We start from the raw sequence: 16,751 nt of genomic DNA, 5'->3' as shown, positions 1-16,751 counted from the left end.
ACTAAAGTAGTTTGCAATCAGTTGAATTTATAATATTTATTCATAATGATTGATATTGTCCTGGGTTTATAAGCTTATTTGTCTGAATACGGACTTAATGGAATCATTCATTGAACCTTTTCGAAGTGAAACTGCATAATTCCTTCCGCAATTAAACGTTGCCAAATGATTTGATGGACAAACTTGCTTACGTCCCTGAGGAGGGATGACCCAATGCAAACATGGAAAAAGAAACTGGTTGTATCACAACTTGCATTAGCCTGCACACTGGCTATCGCTTCTCAGGCCAATGCGAAAGATATATCCGGCACGACATATAATACTTTTGGATATGACAATACTGCGTCCACGCCCTGGTATTATGGTTATGCTGACTGGGATTATTCAGATGCCACACATGATGGTGACATTTATCCAGTCATCAATAAATCAACCGTTAACGGAGTTATTTCGACATACTATCTGGATGATGGTGTCAATGGCCGTGCGAACGCGTTGAGTATTTCTAACAGCACCATTAACGGCATGATCACGTCAGAGTGTATGACCACGACGTGTGCAGAAGGCGTGGATACTGACGGCACTACGCATACCCAGTACGATCGTTTTAGCCTGACTGTTGATAACTCCACCATCAACGATACCTACGAGCATTATGCGTATGATGTCGTTAATGGCGATACCACTGAAACGCATTATCTGGACACCTATGGTCTGGGTAACGCCATCACCCTGGATGTTGAGTCTGATATCGTTATTCAGAACAATTCCCACATCGCGGGCATCACGCTGACGCAGGGTTATCAGGAGCTTGATAACACGCCATACGACGGTGTTGAAGGCGTTGCTAACAGCAGCAATATCTTTACCGATACGCTGGTGGTGAAAGACTCTGTGCTGACCTCTGGCGCATACAGCGATCTGGGCACCAGCGGCTTCTACGGTCAAACGGCGAAGCCAAGCGACTACGGTGAAACCAACGCCACGGCTGCGGATGATGCGGCGCTGATCGTTGCTGCCAGTGCGTCTGATAACGCCATGCAGACCACCGCTACCCTCGATCACTCTACCGTTACGGGTGACATTCTTTTCTCCAGCACCTTTGATAACAACTTCTACGAGAATGGCGATCCGGCAACGGATACCACAGAAGATGGCGTCTATAACCCAACCACCAACGGCTGGGATGGTACCGATAAACTGGATGTCACGCTGACCAACGGCAGTAAGTGGGTGGGTGCAGCGCAGTCCAGCGTTGAAGCTATCGGCACTGCGCAGATGTATGGCCAGGGCTACAGCAACGTAGACTGGCACGCATTGTCCCCGAATAGCATCTGGCCTGATTCTACCTTTGACAGCAACGGTCACGTTGCCGGTGAAGAGGTGTATCAGAGCGGCCTGTTCAACGTGGCGCTGGATAACGGTTCCGAGTGGGATACCCGCAAGATCTCCAACATCGATGCACTGACGGTGAACAACCAGTCTCAGGTCAATGTTGAAAACTCCGGCCTGCTGGCAGATTCCATCACCCTGACCAATGCTTCAACCTTGAATATTGGCGACAGCGGTGCCGTGGCAACCGACAGTCTGTATCTGGATAGCTACAGCCGTGCGGCACTGTCTGAAGAGACGGCAGAACTGTATGCCAACACCATTACTGTAGACAACGGTGCAGAGCTGGCGCTGGGTCTGGGTCAGGTTGATACGCACAATATGGTGCTGACCGATGGCGGTGTGCTCAACGTTGCCAGCCGCGATTATGTGCTGAACAGCGACCTGAACAACGCACGCTATATCACCAACGATAGCCATAAAGCGGACTACGACTATGGTGTTGTCGCGCTGAACTCTGACGGCCATCTGGCGGTGAACGGTGACGTTGCCGGTAACTATAAAGTGCGCATCGACGATGCGACCGGTGCAGGCTCCGTAGCTGACTACAAAAACAAAGAGATCATTCGCGTCTATGACAATAACGCGGATACCGCTGCCAGCTTTACTGCGGCAAACAAAGCTGATTTAGGTGCATACACCTATCAGGCGCAGCAGAAGGGTGACACCGTTGTTCTCCAGCAGGAAGAGCTGACTGACTACGCCAACATGGCGCTGAGCATTCCTTCTGCTAATACCAACATCTGGAATCTGCAACAGGATACCGTGGGTACCCGTCTGACCAACAGCCGTCATGGCCTGGCAGATAACGGCGGCGCATGAGTGAGCTATTTTGGCGGCAACTTTGACGCGGATAATGGCACCGTTAGCTACGATCAGGACGTAAGCGGCATTATGGTGGGTCTGGATACTCAGATCGACGGTAATAACGCGAAGTGGATTGTCGGTGGTGCGGCTGGTTTCGCGAAGGGTGATATCAGCGATCGTACTGGTCAGGTCGATCAGGACAGCCAGACTGCGATGATCTACGCGTCGGCGAAGTTCATGAACGACATCTTCCTCGACAGCTCCATGAGCTACACCCGCTTCAACAACGACCTCTCTGCTACCATGAGCAACGGTCAGTATGTTGACGGTAATACCACGACTGACGCCGTTGGTTTCGGGATGAAACTGGGCTATGACTGGAAACCAAACCTGTCTGGCTACGTCACGCCTTACGCGGCGATCTCTGGCCTGTTCCAGTCCGGTGATGACTATCAGTTAAGCAACGACATGCGTATCGATGGCCAGTCTTACGACAGTATGCGTTATGAGCTCGGCGTGGATGCAGGTTATACCTTCAACTACGGTGGCGAGCAGGCATTAACCCCTTACTTCAAGCTGGCTTACGTGTATGACGATGCCGACAACAATGCTGATATCAACAATGACAGCATTGACAACGGCGTGGAAGGCTCTGCGGTTCGCGTGGGACTGGGCACTCAGTTCAGCTTCACGAAAAACTTCAGTGCTTACACTGATGCGACTTATCTGGGCGGCGGCGACGTTGACCAGAACTGGGGAGCAAACCTGGGTGTGAAATATACCTGGTAAGAAAAAACGCGGGGGATTTTGCCCCCGCTTTTTTATGTGCTTTAAAAATAATAAAGAACCGACATATACAGATGACTTGAGGTATGCATGAACGTTAATGCGAAACCACTTTCTGAATTAAGCCGGCTCATAAAGTGTCTGGAAGTCGCCGGTACCCCATTTAAAACGGAACCACAACAATTTATAACTACCGGCAATAATGATGATGAACCATTGACATTTGTAATACAATCCGGCCTGACAGTCGTTCACCGTAAATCAGATGAATTACTCGTGGGTATTGCACGGGCACCCTATATTCATGGATTAAGTGCATGGATTAATGACAGCTATCTTGAATATTCCCTGATGGCACAAACACCTTGTACCGGATTTTATTTGCCAGCCTCTACTGCATGCGAAATTATTCAAGAAGCACAACTCTGGCAAGAAGCGTTCTGCTGGCTTTCATGGCTAAATCATTTACTGGGAAAACGTGATATCCAGCTGGTCGGAAATAATTCGTATAGCCAAATTCGGGCGATGCTAATCAATATGGCCGAGTGGGATGACACGCTACGCTCAAAAATTGGTGTGATGAATCATATTCAGCGTAGCACGCGTATATCACGTTCGGTGGTTGCGGAGGTTCTGGCGGCGCTGCGTCAGGGGAACTACATCAATATGAGCCGGGGCAAACTGATCAGTATCAACCGTTTGCCCACGGATTATTAAGCTCAGTTAGCGGCCGTAAGTACCTGCGCTTTATTGGCGCTCAGCTCGGCGACAAGGTTATTTACGCCATCACTCATATTCACGAAGCGGGTGTTCGGTGACCGGGTGACCACCACAAAAGCGCCCACGTTTGATTGCGGAATCATCGCCATGTAGGTGATGAATCCGCCACCCCCACCGGTTTTTTGAATAATACCCGGGCGACCATCTTTTGGCGCCATATATACCCAGCCCATGCCGAGGGCATCGGCTTTACCGGGAACATCCATACCAATGACGCGACGTAACTGAACACGCTGGTAGATGAGCGTCTGCATTCGGTCGGCCTGATTACTGCGCGCGTAAAAATCCGATGAGAGGAACTGTTGCATCCAGCGCATCATGTCGCCAGGCGTAGAGTAAACCCCACCGCTGCCAATGGCTGCCAGCGTGTTATTACACGGGCTGGCCCCTTTTTCTGCCACCATCAGACGCTTGCACTGGTCCGGGGAGGGAGTGTAAGTAGTATCTTTCATCCCGAGCGGACGCGTGATTTGCTCTTCAAAAAGTTGAGGGTAAGGCTTACCTGAAGCCGTTGCTAACGCGTCGGCCAGCAGATCAAACGCCAGGTTAGAATAGCCAGCCTGAGAACCCGGGGCCGATTTCAGCGTTGCGGTGCTCAGGTAGTTCCAGCGTTGTTCGCGAGTTGGCCAGACAAAGACAGGGCGATGCGCAGCGCCACCGGGCTGTTCTCGCGGCAGGGCGCTGGTATGGGTCGCCAGGTTCACCAGCCTGATCGGCGTTCCCTGATATGTCGGAACGCGAGCGCCGGGTGGCGCATATTTGCTGAGCGGATCGTCGAGTTTTACCACGCCTTGATCGAGCAATTTCACCAGCATTTCGCTGGTCATCAGCTTGGTTATCGACGCGACACGGATAACGGAATCCAGCTGCGGGCGAACGTTATTTCCCGGTCGTGTTTCACCGAAGCTGCGAAACACCCGCTGGTTACCGTCGATCACGACCAGCGCCATTCCCGTCGCACCACTGCCGTAATAAATAAGGTTCGCATAGCGATCGGCAATGTCAGAGGCCAGAACCGGTGCCGTCAGAGGCTGTGCTGCCTGGGCGGTGGACAGGCTCACCGCACACAGCGCGGCGAAAGAGAGCAGACAACGTTTCAACGAAAAGCATCCATCCAGTGAATAAGGAGAGTTACGGGTAGTTATACTACTAATCGGCGTCGGGCAATCGTCCGATTTGCATAACGATAGCGAGAAAAACGTAACCGTGGGTAAATTTGCACAATTTACTTACGGCCAGACTCCCATTTTGTGACATCGGGCTTATGATAGTCACCAGTTACATTCATTATTGCGGAGAACGGTATGTCTGAAAAGCGTGTGGTTTTGGTGGTTGATATGCAGAATGGGGTGTTTAAGACGCCGCGCCATCAGAGTGAGAAATGTGTCTCACTGATCAATCAGCTTACCCAGGCTGCTGAGGCCGTTATTTTCATACAGCATACTGAAGCTGGCGGGCTAGAGGAGGGGAGCGAAGGGTTTGCATTGCTGCCCGATCTCAACCAGCCGGCAGGGGCGTTTTACGTCACGAAGACCGCTTGCGATGCCTTCTATAACACTTCGCTCGAGGCACTGTTGCGCGAACAGGAGATCGATGAATTTATTATCTGCGGCTGCGCGACGGATTATTGTGTCGATGCCACCTTTAAAAACGGTGTCAGCCGGGGCTACCACATCACGGTTGCGGAGGATGCCCACACCACGGCCAATCGTCCAGCGGCCGATGCCCAGGTTCTGATCGCGCACTATAACGATGTCTGGCGTAACTTCATCGCCCCTGCCAACCCGCCTTCGGTGAAACGCACCGAAACAATTCTTGAAAACTGGAAAGCGAACTAATAATTCACCCGCAGGTCTGACTTTTTTGCCTGAGCCGGGAGGCTGGCCCAGGCAAGGTTTCGTGTGGCGATATGTTAAACACAGCAACAGCCATAACAACAAGAAGGAAGCACAATGTTTAAGTCTTTTTTCCCAAAGCCGGGGCCCTTTTTCCTGTCGGCATTTATTTGGGCACTGCTGGCTGTCATTTTCTGGCAGGCCGGTGGCGGCGCGTGGCTGACCCGTCTTACGGGGGCAACGGGCGACATTCCCATTAGCGCTGCGCGCTTCTGGTCCATGAGCTATCTGCTTTTCTACGCCTATTACATGCTCTGCGTGGGGCTTTTTGCCATGTTCTGGTTTATCTATTCGCCTCACCGCTGGCAATACTGGTCGATTCTCGGCACGTCGTTAATCATCTTTGTCACCTGGTTCCTGGTGGAAGTGGGCGTGGCGGTCAACGCCTGGTATGCGCCGTTTTACGATCTGATCCAGACGGCGCTGAGTTCGCCGCATAAAGTGACCATTAACCAGTTCTACCATGAGGTGGGGATCTTCCTCGGCATCGCCCTCATCGCCGTGGTGATCGGCGTGATGAATAACTTTTTCGTCAGTCACTATGTGTTCCGCTGGCGTACCGCGATGAACGAACACTATATGGCGCACTGGCAGCACCTGCGTCATATCGAAGGTGCCGCACAGCGTGTGCAGGAAGACACCATGCGTTTTGCCTCTACACTCGAAGATATGGGCGTGAGCTTTATTAATGCCATCATGACGCTGATCGCCTTCCTGCCGGTGCTGGTGACACTCTCATCCCACGTTCCGGAACTGCCGATTGTCGGCCATCTGCCGTACGGCCTGGTCATTGCCGCGATTGTCTGGTCGCTGATGGGAACGGGACTGCTGGCAGTGGTGGGGATCAAGCTGCCGGGGCTGGAATTTAAAAACCAGCGCGTGGAAGCGGCCTACCGTAAAGAGCTGGTGTATGGTGAAGACGATCCCAACCGTGCGTCACCGCCTACCGTGCGTGAGCTGTTTGGCGCCGTACGTCGTAATTACTTCCGCCTCTATTTCCATTACATGTATTTCAATATCGCGCGCATCCTTTATCTTCAGGTTGATAACGTTTTCGGGTTGTTCCTGCTGTTCCCGTCCATCGTTGCGGGTACGATTACACTCGGTCTGATGACCCAGATCACCAACGTTTTTGGTCAGGTTCGCGGTTCGTTCCAGTACCTGATTAGCTCCTGGACTACGCTGGTGGAGCTGATGTCCATCTACAAACGTTTACGCAGTTTCGAGCGTGAGCTGGACGATAAGGATTTGCAGGAAGTCACCCATACATTAGGTTAAAAAGGAATTGCTATGCCATTTGCCGTACCACGTGCATTACCACTGACGTTACTCGCCGCCGTCGTGCTGGCGGGCTGTGCCGAGAAAGAGGCTACCTCGCTCAAAGAAGGGGAGAAGCCCGTTGATGTGGCGAGCGTGGTGCGGCAAAAAATGCCCGCCAGCGTGAAGGATCGCAGTGAGTGGGCTGATGTGCTGGCAACGACCTTCAAAAGTCAGAAGATCGCGCCTACCGAGGAGAACATCTGCTCTGTACTGGCGGTGGCGCAGCAGGAATCGATGTATCAGTCAGATCCTGTTGTGCCTGGCCTGAACAAAATCGCCTGGAAGGAGATCGACCGCCGGGCCGAATCGATGCATATCCCGGTTTTCCTGGTACATACCGCCCTTAAAATCACCTCGCCAAACGGGAAAAGCTACAGCGAACGGCTGGATACGGTGAAAACCGAGAGGCAGCTCAGCGCCATTTTCGATGATTTCATCAATATGGTTCCGATGGGGCAGAAGCTGTTTGGCTCGCTGAATCCGGTACATACCGGCGGTCCGATGCAGGTAAGCATCGCATTTGCGGAAAAGCATACCGACGGCTATCCGTGGGATATCGACGGTACGGTGCGTCAGGAAGTCTTCTCCCTGCGCGGTGGGCTGTGGTTTGGGACGTATCACCTGCTGAATTATCCGGCCAACTACGATAAACCGCTGTATCGTTTTGCCGACTTTAACGCGGGCTGGTATGCCAGCCGAAATGCAGCCTTCCAGAATGCGGTAAGCCGTGCCAGCGGTGTGAAGCTCGCTTTGGATGGCGATCTCATTGCTTACGGCAGCAGCGAGGCAGGGTCCACCGAACGGGCAGTGCGAAAACTTTCGACGAAGCTGGAGATGAGCAACAGTGACATTCGCCGACAGCTGGAGAAGGGTGACAGCCTGGCGTTTGAGAAAACGGATCTGTATAAGCAGGTTTTCGCGCTTGCAGAGAAGAAAAGTGGAAAGGCACTACCCAGAGCCATTCTGCCAGGCATTCAGCTTGAAAGCCCGAAGATCACGCGTAACCTGACGACCGCATGGTTCGCAAAACGCGTGGACGATCGTCGGGCTCGCTGTATGGGACTGTAATCAGTGGCGGTTGCGCCAGCGCAGCACGAGCGCAATCACGCCCAGAACCATGCTGCCCGCGAGGAAGGGAATGAGCCCGAATACGGTGCTCACGCCTAAACCGATTTCAACGCGCGGGCGGCCGGTATCCTGCACCTGCATCAGATGCTCATACACGCCAGGGGCATGCACCAGCATGTTCAGCAGTTGGGTTCCTGCCCAGAAACAAAACAGAACAAACAGGGCATAGGCAATATTCCCCGCCGTGGAGGTTTTTGGTTGTTTTCCGCCAAAAATCGGTTTCGACAATGTAAAGTCTGCCATAAGACCTCCCGAAAATATCACTCTGTTTTAATACGCGTCGTACAGGGTGAGTGTGACAGGTCATAGCATTTGTCAATATCAGAATCGTGGGAAATTCGGCTCAGGATTTCTCCTGGATTGTCGATTTCTGCATCACGTCACAAATTGATAACATAAGTGAAACTGCGCTGCTTTTCAGAATTTACGTATCCGCCACAGACGGCTTTATCAAACTGTGAGAGGATAGTTTTTTTTCTGCCGGAGTTGTCATGAAGCTCACTTCCAAACTACGCCGTGACTGGCATTACTACGCCTTTGCGATCGGGCTGATCTTTATACTCAACGGTGTTGTCGGGCTGCTGGGATTTGAAGCGAAGGGCTGGCAAACCTATGCGGTTGGGCTGGTGACCTGGGTAATCAGTTTCTGGCTGGCGGGATTCATTATCCGCCGTCGTCCCGATGAGACGACGGCAGAGAAAGCCGACTAACCGTCAGTTAACAGAGCTTTTCAGGGCGCTGTCAGCGGCGTGACGCTCCAGCGCCAGTTCAATCAGGCGGGTGATCAGTTCCGGATAGCTTATTCCGCTGGCCTGCCACAATTTCGGGTACATGCTGATATTGGTAAAGCCCGGCAGGGTGTTGATTTCGTTAATCACTACCTCGTTATCCGCCGTCAGAAACACATCGACGCGCGCCATCCCACTGCATCCCAGCGCCTGATAGGCTTCAACGGCGATCGCCCGGATCTTGTCGTTAACGTCAGGATCGAGCGCGGCGGGAACCACAACCTGGGCACCTTTGTCGTCAATATATTTGGTGTCGTAGGAGTAGAAGTCGCTATTCAGCACCACTTCACCACAGGTACTCGCCTGCGGGAAGTCGTTACCCAGTACGGCGCACTCAATTTCGCGCCCGTTAATTCCCTGCTCAACCACCACCTTGTGGTCAAACTCAAAGGCCAGACGAACGGCATCGTTAAACTGTGCTTCGCTGGTGACTTTGCTGACGCCGACGGATGAGCCCTGATTCGCCGGTTTCACGAACAGCGGCAGGCCGAGTTGCGCCTGGATCTGCGCGAAGCTGTGTTTATCGCGGTTGGCGCGAGTGAGCGTGACGAACGGTGCAATATTCAGACCGGCGTCGCGCAGCAGACGTTTAGTGACGTCTTTATCCATGCAGGCGGCAGAACCCAGCACATCGGAGCCGACAAACGGCAGGTTCGCCATCCGCAACATGCCTTGCAGGGAGCCGTCTTCGCCCAGCGTGCCGTGAACGATAGGGAACACCACGTCAATCTGTGCCAGCGCCTGCGCGTTCCCGGCATCGATAAGCTGTCCCTGTGCCACGCCTGGAACCGTTGCGACGCTGATATCAGAAGGATTAAGGGCGATGCGCGCCGGATCATCAGCGTGTAACAGATACTGGCTGGCATCGTTAACATGCCACTGGCCCTGTTTATCAATGCCCAGCAGCACCACGTCAAAACGGCTTTTATCAATCGCATCAACGATATTTTTAGCCGATTGCAATGACACCTCGTGCTCTGATGATTTTCCCCCAAAGACAATACCTACGCGCTGCTTTGCCATCTCACTCTCTTCCAGTCTGACGAAAAGCCAATAACATACCACGATGCCCGGCGGGTTTCGCGGCCTTCTGCCATAATGTTTCGAGGGATGTTGAAGGGGGGCGCGTGAAAGGAAAAGGTCTGCTTATTCTTATTGTTATTGCCGGGATCGCCACGGTGGGCTACCGCTGGTTGCCGCCGCATTACAACCCTTTCGTGCCGCTTACGCTTGACGATCCGCCTGGAAAAATAACCCAGTTTAAACTCCGGCACTTAACGCCGCAGGCGTGCGAAAACCTGTTAGCGCAGGCGAATCAACGCCAGCTTATCCGTACCCAGGCTGTCGCTGACAGCGACGGGGAGTGTCCGCTGAGTAACGTGGTGCGCGTGCGCGATTTTGGCCCGGTCAGCCTGAACAGCAGCTTCCTCGCCAGTTGCCCGCTGGCGTTAAGCTCGGCGCTGTTTGTCAGCCAGCAGGCCCGGCCGCTCACCAAAACCTGGACCGGCAGCGAGCTTACGCGTATTGAACATCTGGGCAGCTTCGCCTGCCGCAATATCTACAGCCGCCCGGATGCGCGGCGCAGCGAACATGCCACGGCGGATGCGCTGGATATCAGCGCTTTCAGGCTGGCAAACGGACAGCGTGTTACCGTCCTCAATGGCTGGAAAGCGGAAAAGACGCAGCCCTGGCTACAGGCGCTGCTGTCGGCAAGCTGCGGCTATTACGGTAACGGTCTGGGGCCGGACTACAATGCCGCCCATGCCAACCATTTCCATCTGGGAATGCGCGGCTATGGCTTATGTCGATGAAGCATAATCTTCCGCCGAAAATTGGATAGATTGTGACTTATCTCACAAATATGATGACTGGGAAGATAAAACACCAAAGTCTGCAAGGCCGCATCTCTGGCGCTATGTCATTGCGCGTAACTTGCTAATCTGTCGGCGAATTCGCCTAAAAATGAAGACTATTTCTGTTATGGAATCCTGGAAAGTTAACCTCATTTCAGTCTGGTTCGGCTGCTTCTTCACCGGACTGGCTATCAGCCAGATATTGCCCTTCCTGCCGCTTTACGTGTCGCAGCTGGGGGTCACTTCTCATGAAGCGCTCTCTATGTGGTCCGGCCTGACGTTCAGCGTGACGTTTCTGGTGTCCGCCATTGTGTCACCGATGTGGGGCAGCCTTGCGGATCGCAAGGGGCGCAAGTTGATGCTGCTCCGCGCCTCGCTGGGGATGGCGATAGCCATTTTGCTCCAGGCCTTCGCCACCAACGTCTGGCAGCTGTTTATTCTGCGGGCGATAATGGGGCTGACCTCCGGGTACATTCCGAATGCCATGGCGCTGGTGGCCTCACAGGTACCGCGCGAGCGGAGCGGCTGGGCACTCAGCACGCTTTCCACGGCCCAGATTAGCGGTGTAATTGGCGGCCCCCTGCTCGGCGGCTTCCTGGCTGACCATGTTGGGCTGCGCGCGGTCTTTATCATTACCGCCATCCTGCTAACGGTCACCTTTCTGGTCACCCTTTTTCTGATTAAAGAGGGCGGTCGGCCTGTCGTCAGCAAATCAGAACGCCTGAGCGGAAAGGCGGTTTTCGCCTCGCTACCTTATCCTGGCCTGATGATTAGCCTTTTTGTGACAACGATGGTGATCCAGCTCTGTAACGGCTCGGTGGGACCGATTCTGGCGCTGTTTATCAAGTCGATGGCACCGGACAGCAGCAACATTGCTTTTCTGAGCGGGATGATTGCCGCCGTGCCGGGCGTGTCGGCGCTGATGTCCGCTCCGCGTCTGGGGAAACTGGGCGACAGGATCGGTACGGCACGCATTCTGATGGCAACGCTCATCATTGCGGTGATCCTTTTCTTTGCCATGTCGTTCGTCACAACACCGCTTCAGCTCGGGGTGTTGCGCTTCCTGCTTGGCTTCGCGGATGGTGCTATGCTGCCCGCTGTACAGACGCTGCTGGTGAAATATTCCAGTGACCAGGTAACCGGCCGCATTTTTGGCTACAACCAGTCGTTCATGTATTTAGGCAACGTAGCGGGCCCGCTTATTGGCGCCTCGGTCTCGGCGATGGCGGGTTTCCGCTGGGTATTTGCCGCGACGGCGGCGGTGGTGCTTCTTAATATTGTTCAACTAGCCTTTGCCTTGCGCCGTCGCCGGCGAATCGCTGAGGCAAAGTCAGCCAGGTAAACACGATAATATATTATTAATTCTTATGATGGCCGCATTTTTATATAACGAAATGCGGCTTCTGTCTTTTAGAAAAACGTTTCGCTTGCGCTCCGAAATATCTTTTTTGGCAGCAATGTCACTTTTGCATAAGATAAAACCAATCCATGCTTTTCATTATTCAATGAGGGTGTTAATTTCAGGGGAAATCACATAAGGACATAGCACCATGAAAAATCTCATTGCTGAGTTGTTGGTTAAGCTTGCCCAAAAGGAAGAAGAGTCGAAAGAGCTGGTTGCCCAGGTCGAGGCGCTGGAGATCGTTGTGACGGCGCTGCTGCGACAGATGGCAAAACCAGAGCAGGAGGCGTTGATCGACAACGTTGAAGGCGCGCTGGAAAAAGCTCGCCCTGATTCACAGGTGCCTGCAGAGGACGCGGAGCTGCTTCAGCAATACGTAAAGAAGCTTTTAAGGCATCCTCGCAGTTAACCGGCCAGAGGTGAAATGACGTGTCACAGAATTGTCATGCAGGATGCCTGGCGTCGCTCTGTTTTTATTTTTACCCTGTTACCATGGGGAAATTAAAATGAAGCAGAGCACACTTTTCACCGCATTAAAATCGCTCGTAATTACCTCCTCCGTTCCTGTGAAACCGGTTAATAATAATCGCGCTGCGACGGGACTGAAATAACCCTGAATCACGGTGAAAATCATGGCCGCAGGGTGGTTTTTTTCCCGTAACGAACCAGACTTAACGTGGAACTTCACATAAAGGATGGTGCAATGAAAACAACAATACTGGTTACCCTGCTCTCTGGCCTGTGTCTGATCGCCTCAGCACATGCGGAAGAGAAAACGTTAACGCCCCAGCAGCAGCGCATGACGACCTGTAACCAACAGGCGACCTCGCAAAGTCTGAAAGGGGATGCCCGTAAAACGTATATGAGCGACTGCCTTAAAAATGGTACGACCAAACCGGGTGAAAAAAGCCTGACCCCGCAGCAGCAAAAAATGCGCGAGTGCAATGCCCAGGCGACACAGCAGATGCTGAAAGGCGACGATCGCAGCAAGTTTATGAGCGCGTGCCTGAAAAAACAGGCGTAGTGCTAACGGGTGAGTCACGGCTGTGGCTCACCCAAAATTTCATACTTTCCCCGCTATCCCCCTCTCTATAATTTGGGAAAATGTTTCAGAATATTCCCAAAAATGATGAATGATGAGTTTTATGACAATCACGAGAACATTCGGGAAGCGTGGTATCAGCAGCTTTCTCAGGATGACTCATACCGTTCCGGTCTGCGATTTGCCCGGCGAATACGGCTGGCACGCATCGTTGGTCTGGCGGCGCTGTTTGTTCCGCTTGCCAGCGTTCTGGTGAGTCAGCTTCTTTCTGGCGTCTGGTGGTTGTTATTGGTGGGCTGGGTCTTTGTCTGGCCCCATCTGGCCTGGCAGCTGGCTTTTCGTTCGACCTGCCCCCACGGCGGTGAAATCGTTAATCTGAAAATCGATGCCATCATTGCTGGCGTCTGGATGGGCTTAATAGGGTTCAATGCGCTGCCAACGGCGGCGCTGATCGTGATGATCGGCATGAACATGATGGGATCGGGGGGATGCCGCTTATTTCTGACAGGACTTGCGCTGCTTGCTCTGTCTGCCCTGCTCACCGTGCAATCCACGGGTACTCCTGTGCTATTGACCTCTGAACCGCTGGCGTTGTGGCTGACGCTCCCCGTGCTGGTGGTCTACCCCATGCTGTTTGCCTGGCTCAGCCACCGCACGGCGATCCGGCTGGCAGAGCATAAGCGTCGGCTTGAGCTGATGAGTACCCGCGACGGAATGACCGGCGTGTTCAATCGCCGTCACTGGGAAACGTTGCTGCGTAACGAATTTGAGGCCTGCCGTCGCAGCCATCGACAGGCGACGATACTGCTCATCGATATCGATCACTTCAAGACGATCAACGACACCTGGGGGCATGACGTGGGGGATGAAGCGATTGTCGCCATCACGCGCCAGCTTCAGCTGACCCTGCGCGCAGGCGATTATATTGGCCGCTTCGGGGGAGATGAATTTGCGGTGATCATGTCCGGCACGCCTGCCGAAAACGCGATTGCGGCGATGGCGCGCGTCCATGAAAGGCTGGTCAACATGCCGCTGCACGGAGCACCTATGGCGAGGTTGTGTATCAGCGTTGGGGTTGCCCCCTGGGGGGCGCAGTTCACGCACTATCGTGAATGGCTAAAGGCCGCGGACGTGGCCCTCTATAAAGCCAAAAATGCCGGACGGGGTCGCACCGAAGTGGCCGCCTGACGCCCGGCGTAACGCATCAGGACTTACTCAGCTTCTCTGATTTTTCCATGCATTTTTCCATCGCCTCGATCACGGCGGAGCGGAACCCGCGCTCTTCCAGCACGCGCACGGCTTCAATGGTTGTGCCACCCGGCGAGCACACCATATCTTTCAGTTCGCCCGGATGTTTACCCGTTTCCAGCACCATTTTGGCCGAGCCCATCACCGCCTGCGCCGCAAATTTGTAGGCCTGCGCGCGCGGCATACCGCCAAGTACGGCGGCATCGGCCATGGCTTCGATAAACATAAAGACATACGCTGGGGCAGAACCGCTCACGCCGACAACCGGGTGGATCATCGGTTCGGCAATCACTTCCGCTTCGCCGAAGCAGCGGAAAATGTTCAATACATCCGCCACCTCTTCAGAAGTAACCAGCGCGTTCGGGGTAACGGAGGTCATACCGGCATTTACCAGCGACGGGGTGTTTGGCATGGCGCGAACAATCTTACGGTCGTGCCCCAGCGCGCGGGCGAGCTGGTCGAGGGTCACGCCTGCGGCAATCGACACCACCAGGGTCTCTTTGTTCAGGCTGGAGGTGATCTCGCTCAGGACTTTAATCATGATATTCGGCTTAACGGCGCCAAAGACAATGTCCGCCACCTGAGCCACTTCCTGCGCGCTTTCGGCGGCGTTGATACCATACTCATCACGCAGCGCCGCGACTTTATCCGGGGATGGGGTATAGACCCAAATCTGCCCCGGCAGCACCTGGCCGCTGGCTATCAGTCCACCGAGGATAGCTTTACCCATGTTTCCGCAGCCGATAAACCCGATTTTCTTATCCATCACGTCTCTCCGTTATTATGCGTTGTTATCTCTCATTGATAGCTTAACAACGAAATGCAGGTGACAATAGTCGCCAGAATCATAATGGGGAGACACTATGGCGATTTGGGTTGATGCGGACGCGTGTCCGAATGTGATTAAAGAGATTTTATTCCGCGCCGCCGAGCGGGTGCAGATGCCGATGACGCTGGTGGCGAACCAGAATATCCGCGTGCCGCCCTCCAGGTTCATTCGTTCTCTGCGCGTGCCGGCCGGGTTCGACGTGGCAGATAACGAGATAGTACGCCTGTGTGACGCAGGAGATCTGGTGATCACGGCGGATATCCCGCTGGCTGCCGACGTGCTGGCGAAGGGGGCCGCGGCGCTTAACCCGCGCGGAGAACGCTATTCGCCGGCAACGATCCGGGAGAAGCTCACCATGCGTGATTTTATGGATACCCTGCGTTCCAGCGGCGTGCAAACCGGTGGGCCGGACAGCCTGTCGCAGCGCGATCGCCAGCAGTTTGCCGCCGAGCTGGATAAATGGCTGCTGGAAGTGAAGCGCCGCCCGGCGTAGCCCACCTCCGGGCTGTTTTGTGGTACAGTGTGACTTCCACAGGCTTGTCATTCCGTACCGCTTTGCAGTAAAGTTAGCGCAACATCTTCTGCAATCATTTCTTTACAGCCTTCAGTTATCCGGCAGCAAGGGGAACACCTGGTTATGAACCCACCCATCTTTTTAGTTGGCCCTCGCGGCTGTGGGAAAACCACCGTTGGTCTGGAGCTGGCGCGTCTGTGCCAGAGTCAGTTTGTCGATACTGACCACTGGCTCCAGGAGAATGCCGGTAAGACCATCGCCGATATCGTGGAGAATGAGGGGTGGGAGAGCTTTCGTGCGCGCGAAACGGCCACGCTGGAAGCGGTGACCGCGCCGTCAACCGTGATTGCGACCGGTGGAGGCATTATTCTGGCGCCGTATAACCGCCAGTTTATGCGCGAAAAGGGTGTCGTAATCTACCTCTGTGCCCCGGTTTCTACGCTGGTGGGGCGGCTGGAGGCGTTTCCGGAAGAGGGACAGCGCCCGGCGCTGACCGCGAAACCGCTGAGTGAAGAGGTCAGCGACGTCCTCGCCGAACGCGATGCACTGTACCGCGAGGCGGCACACCACGTTGTGGATGCGTCAGCGTCACCCGAGAAAGTTGCGATTCAGATTATTACCGCCCTGCGTTTGGCTTGCGCCAGCTGACAGCCGTCTATACTCATAGCTCAGACATAAAAAAAGGATGAGCTATGCCAACCAGACCTCCCTATCCACGTGAAGCCCGCATCGTTATCGTTGAAAAAGGTAACGGCGATCAGACCGTAACCTGGTACCAGCTGCGTGCCGATCACCCAAAACCTGATTCGCTGATCAGCGAACATGAAACCGAACAGGAAGCGCTGGATGCGAAACGGCGCTATGAGGATCCTGAGAAGTCCTGACAGGAATCCGAATTCGTTACAACCGTGCCTGAATCACACTTTTAACATATCGCTGATGTTAAGCAGCAGTTAATATTTAGTTA

17 protein-coding genes and 1 pseudogene are annotated in these 16,751 nt (G+C 53.8%); 14 read left to right on the top strand and 4 right to left on the bottom strand.

Features of this window, described 5'->3' with window-relative positions; translation table 11 throughout:
• Positions 1-213: 213 nt before the first annotated feature.
• Together L350_RS0122395 and L350_RS11260 are read left to right on the top strand one after the other, a co-directional pair.
• A pseudogene (locus L350_RS0122395) lies at positions 214-2,988 on the top strand (autotransporter outer membrane beta-barrel domain-containing protein).
• Between the two features lie 87 nt (positions 2,989-3,075).
• Positions 3,076-3,702: a helix-turn-helix domain-containing protein gene (locus L350_RS11260; RefSeq protein WP_022647199.1), complete on the top strand. Its 627-nt coding sequence runs from the start codon at positions 3,076-3,078 to the stop codon at positions 3,700-3,702.
• 2 nt (positions 3,703-3,704) lie between these two features.
• Here the strand turns inward: L350_RS11260 and ampH are convergent, their stop codons facing one another.
• Positions 3,705-4,865: a D-alanyl-D-alanine-carboxypeptidase/endopeptidase AmpH gene (ampH, locus tag L350_RS11265; protein WP_032624778.1), complete on the bottom strand. Its 1,161-nt coding sequence runs from the start codon at positions 4,863-4,865 to the stop codon at positions 3,705-3,707.
• 204 nt (positions 4,866-5,069) lie between these two features.
• On the opposite strand from ampH, the gene L350_RS11270 reads away from it, so the two are divergent.
• From L350_RS11270 to L350_RS11280, 3 genes are all read left to right on the top strand, one after another.
• A complete protein-coding gene (locus L350_RS11270) occupies positions 5,070-5,603 on the top strand; it encodes an isochorismatase family protein (RefSeq protein ID WP_023305557.1) in 534 nt (177 codons plus the stop codon).
• 114 nt (positions 5,604-5,717) lie between these two features.
• Positions 5,718-6,938, top strand: a complete 1,221-nt coding sequence (gene sbmA / locus L350_RS11275) for a peptide antibiotic transporter SbmA (protein ID WP_022647202.1) — start codon at positions 5,718-5,720, stop codon at positions 6,936-6,938.
• A 12-nt stretch (positions 6,939-6,950) separates the two neighbouring features.
• Entirely contained in the window at positions 6,951-8,048 is a 1,098-nt protein-coding gene (locus L350_RS11280; RefSeq protein WP_032624777.1) for a DUF1615 domain-containing protein, read from the top strand.
• On the opposite strand, the gene L350_RS11285 is transcribed toward L350_RS11280, so the two are convergent.
• Entirely contained in the window at positions 8,049-8,351 is a 303-nt protein-coding gene (locus L350_RS11285; RefSeq protein ID WP_003859159.1) for a DUF2755 family protein, read from the bottom strand. It lies immediately after the preceding gene.
• Positions 8,352-8,599: 248 nt separating this feature from the next.
• Here L350_RS11285 and L350_RS11290 point away from each other — a divergent pair, with 248 nt between their 5' ends.
• A complete protein-coding gene (locus L350_RS11290; RefSeq protein ID WP_022647204.1) occupies positions 8,600-8,818 on the top strand; it encodes a DUF2754 domain-containing protein in 219 nt (72 codons plus the stop codon).
• 3 nt (positions 8,819-8,821) lie between these two features.
• Here L350_RS11290 and ddlA read toward each other — a convergent pair whose 3' ends face one another.
• Entirely contained in the window at positions 8,822-9,919 is a 1,098-nt protein-coding gene (gene ddlA / locus L350_RS11295) for a D-alanine--D-alanine ligase (RefSeq protein ID WP_022647205.1), read from the bottom strand.
• A 104-nt stretch (positions 9,920-10,023) separates the two neighbouring features.
• Here ddlA and L350_RS11300 point away from each other — a divergent pair, with 104 nt between their 5' ends.
• From L350_RS11300 to adrA, 5 genes are all read left to right on the top strand, one after another.
• On the top strand, positions 10,024-10,707 hold the full coding sequence (locus L350_RS11300; protein ID WP_032624776.1) for an extensin-like domain-containing protein: 684 nt from the start codon (positions 10,024-10,026) through the stop codon (positions 10,705-10,707).
• 169 nt (positions 10,708-10,876) lie between these two features.
• On the top strand, positions 10,877-12,091 hold the full coding sequence (locus L350_RS11305; protein ID WP_032624775.1) for a multidrug efflux MFS transporter: 1,215 nt from the start codon (positions 10,877-10,879) through the stop codon (positions 12,089-12,091).
• Positions 12,092-12,299: 208 nt separating this feature from the next.
• Positions 12,300-12,560 (top strand): anti-adapter protein IraP, encoded by a 261-nt coding sequence (gene iraP / locus L350_RS11310; RefSeq protein WP_003859148.1) that lies wholly within the window; start codon positions 12,300-12,302, stop codon positions 12,558-12,560.
• A 294-nt stretch (positions 12,561-12,854) separates the two neighbouring features.
• Positions 12,855-13,175, top strand: coding sequence for a phosphate starvation-inducible protein PsiF (gene psiF / locus L350_RS11315; RefSeq protein WP_022647208.1), 321 nt, complete (start codon positions 12,855-12,857; stop codon positions 13,173-13,175).
• Between the two features lie 102 nt (positions 13,176-13,277).
• Complete coding sequence (gene adrA, locus L350_RS11320) at positions 13,278-14,381, top strand: diguanylate cyclase AdrA (RefSeq protein WP_032624773.1); 1,104 nt, start codon at positions 13,278-13,280, stop codon at positions 14,379-14,381.
• A gap of 16 nt (positions 14,382-14,397) precedes the next feature.
• Here adrA and proC read toward each other — a convergent pair whose 3' ends face one another.
• On the bottom strand, positions 14,398-15,207 hold the full coding sequence (gene proC, locus L350_RS11325; RefSeq protein WP_032624772.1) for a pyrroline-5-carboxylate reductase: 810 nt from the start codon (positions 15,205-15,207) through the stop codon (positions 14,398-14,400).
• 97 nt (positions 15,208-15,304) lie between these two features.
• On the opposite strand from proC, the gene L350_RS11330 reads away from it, so the two are divergent.
• The 3 genes from L350_RS11330 (at position 15,305) to yaiA (ending at position 16,668) form a co-directional block, all read left to right on the top strand.
• The gene (locus L350_RS11330) at positions 15,305-15,763 is read left to right on the top strand and encodes a YaiI/YqxD family protein (protein WP_022647211.1); all 459 of its coding nucleotides are present in this window, start codon (positions 15,305-15,307) and stop codon (positions 15,761-15,763) included.
• A 144-nt stretch (positions 15,764-15,907) separates the two neighbouring features.
• Positions 15,908-16,432, top strand: coding sequence for a shikimate kinase AroL (aroL, locus tag L350_RS11335; protein WP_022647212.1), 525 nt, complete (start codon positions 15,908-15,910; stop codon positions 16,430-16,432).
• A gap of 44 nt (positions 16,433-16,476) precedes the next feature.
• Positions 16,477-16,668, top strand: a complete 192-nt coding sequence (gene yaiA / locus L350_RS11340) for a protein YaiA (RefSeq protein ID WP_032624771.1) — start codon at positions 16,477-16,479, stop codon at positions 16,666-16,668.
• Positions 16,669-16,751: the final 83 nt, after the last annotated feature.

Origin of the sequence: Enterobacter sp. MGH 4 (assembly GCF_000534735.1) — a bacterium.
In the GTDB taxonomy this organism is placed as follows: domain Bacteria; phylum Pseudomonadota; class Gammaproteobacteria; order Enterobacterales; family Enterobacteriaceae; genus Enterobacter; species Enterobacter intestinihominis.
This window is presented reverse-complemented; position numbering and strand designations above follow the sequence as displayed.

Bases quoted from the DNA above. Each gene is read 5' to 3' on its own strand.
- L350_RS11260 (WP_022647199.1), top strand. From the start codon at position 3,076: ATGAACGTTAATGCGAAACCACTTTCTGAATTAAGCCGGCTCATAAAG.
- L350_RS11270 (WP_023305557.1), top strand. From the start codon at position 5,070: ATGTCTGAAAAGCGTGTGGTTTTGGTGGTTGATATGCAGAATGGGGTG.
- sbmA (WP_022647202.1), top strand. From the start codon at position 5,718: ATGTTTAAGTCTTTTTTCCCAAAGCCGGGGCCCTTTTTCCTGTCGGCA.
- L350_RS11280 (WP_032624777.1), top strand. From the start codon at position 6,951: ATGCCATTTGCCGTACCACGTGCATTACCACTGACGTTACTCGCCGCC.
- L350_RS11285 (WP_003859159.1), bottom strand. From the start codon at position 8,351: ATGGCAGACTTTACATTGTCGAAACCGATTTTTGGCGGAAAACAACCA.
- L350_RS11290 (WP_022647204.1), top strand. From the start codon at position 8,600: ATGAAGCTCACTTCCAAACTACGCCGTGACTGGCATTACTACGCCTTT.
- ddlA (WP_022647205.1), bottom strand. From the start codon at position 9,919: ATGGCAAAGCAGCGCGTAGGTATTGTCTTTGGGGGAAAATCATCAGAG.
- L350_RS11305 (WP_032624775.1), top strand. From the start codon at position 10,877: ATGGAATCCTGGAAAGTTAACCTCATTTCAGTCTGGTTCGGCTGCTTC.
- iraP (WP_003859148.1), top strand. From the start codon at position 12,300: ATGAAAAATCTCATTGCTGAGTTGTTGGTTAAGCTTGCCCAAAAGGAA.
- psiF (WP_022647208.1), top strand. From the start codon at position 12,855: ATGAAAACAACAATACTGGTTACCCTGCTCTCTGGCCTGTGTCTGATC.
- adrA (WP_032624773.1), top strand. From the start codon at position 13,278: ATGATGAATGATGAGTTTTATGACAATCACGAGAACATTCGGGAAGCG.
- proC (WP_032624772.1), bottom strand. From the start codon at position 15,207: ATGGATAAGAAAATCGGGTTTATCGGCTGCGGAAACATGGGTAAAGCT.
- L350_RS11330 (WP_022647211.1), top strand. From the start codon at position 15,305: ATGGCGATTTGGGTTGATGCGGACGCGTGTCCGAATGTGATTAAAGAG.
- aroL (WP_022647212.1), top strand. From the start codon at position 15,908: ATGAACCCACCCATCTTTTTAGTTGGCCCTCGCGGCTGTGGGAAAACC.
- yaiA (WP_032624771.1), top strand. From the start codon at position 16,477: ATGCCAACCAGACCTCCCTATCCACGTGAAGCCCGCATCGTTATCGTT.